The following is a 1,269-nucleotide window of genomic DNA, read 5'->3' on the forward strand; positions in this document are numbered from 1 at the left end:
TGACCGCCGCACATGCCGTCTAGGTCATCCCCCGGCACCGAACTGATGGTTTGGCGGAGGGCTCCCCCCTTTTCAGTCTCGATCGTCGTACCGAGCGGCGAAGGGTGGCAATGCGGTCGCGCAAGGCGGTCGCGCAAGGCGGTGCGCAACGAGTCGGGGGCGAGGACGTGAGCATCGGTGTCGAGCTGCCATACCGCCCAGACCGCGTGCCGCAAGTCCTCGAAGGTCACGTCCCGGCGACCCAGTCCTCGTCCTCCGGTTGCTCTGCGCGGACAGCCCGAGCGGTGTTCAGCAGTTCCTCTCGTCCTCCACCTCCTCGGCCTTCACCGCCGCCGCGGGCCTCGGCCTTCTGTGGCTTACAGCGGTCACGGTCCGGCCGGTTGCCGCCGAGACGAACCGCCGGACGCGTGCGAGGGAGGCCGGTCCCTCCGTACGGAGTCCGTCAGGAACCACTCGGTTCGATCAGGCGGCCGACGTGCGCGAAGGAGCGGATCAGCTCGGTTTCGGTGGCGGTACGCCACAGCAGCGCCCAGTGGGCCGGAGGAGCGTCGTGGACGGGGACGTACACGAGGTCGGCTCGGGCGTAGCTCCGGCTGGCGTGGGAGTGCACGAACGCGACGGCCTCGTCATTGGACAGGATGGGAAGCATCGCGGTCTCGGTGGTGACGGTCGGACCCACCCGGAGCGGACGCCCGCTGGGGGTGTGGCTCGGCGTGAGGGCTTCGCGCCAGTAGTCGGGTTTGGCCCCGCCGATGACGACTTCGTCGGTCAGGTCCTCGTACGACACGGTCTCTCGCCGGGCGAGCCGGTGCCCGGCTCCGACGACGAGGACGACGGGTTCGATCCTGACGACCGGTCCGACGGTGAGGTCGGCCTCCTCGACCGGCAGCCAGGCGATCTGCACATCGACCTCGCCGGCGCGCAGCGGTCCGAACGGGTCGCCGAATCCGACGTATCGGATCTGGACGTCACATGTGGGGTGCCTGGCGGCGAAGGCGTCGAGCAGCAGCCGGAAATCCTGGACGTTGCTGGAGAGCATGCCCAGGCGCAGCACTTCGGTCTTCTCGCCGGCCGAGCGGATGGCACGCTCCACGGCTTCGTGCAGGCCGCGGTACACGGGCAGCAGGTCGGAGAAGAGCTGCCGGCCGATCGGCGTCATCGTCACGGACCGGCTGTTGCGCTCGAACAGGGCGGCTCCGATGCGGCGTTCCTGCTTCTTGATCGCCTGGCTGACGCGGGCGGGCGTCACGTGCAGCCGCTCTGCCGTCC

1 protein-coding gene and 1 pseudogene are annotated in these 1,269 nt (G+C 69.5%); both read right to left on the reverse strand.

Going from position 1 to position 1,269, the window contains the following annotated elements:
• Positions 1-230, reverse strand: a pseudogene (locus tag ABZV94_RS41685) (hypothetical protein); the annotation flags it as partial.
• Positions 231-442: 212 nt separating this feature from the next.
• The coding region (locus tag ABZV94_RS41690; protein ID WP_356350325.1) for a LysR family transcriptional regulator at positions 443-1,269 on the reverse strand (827 nt) is incomplete at its 5' end.

The organism is Streptomyces sp. NPDC004658 (genome assembly GCF_040609555.1).
Taxonomy (GTDB): domain Bacteria; phylum Actinomycetota; class Actinomycetes; order Streptomycetales; family Streptomycetaceae; genus Streptomyces.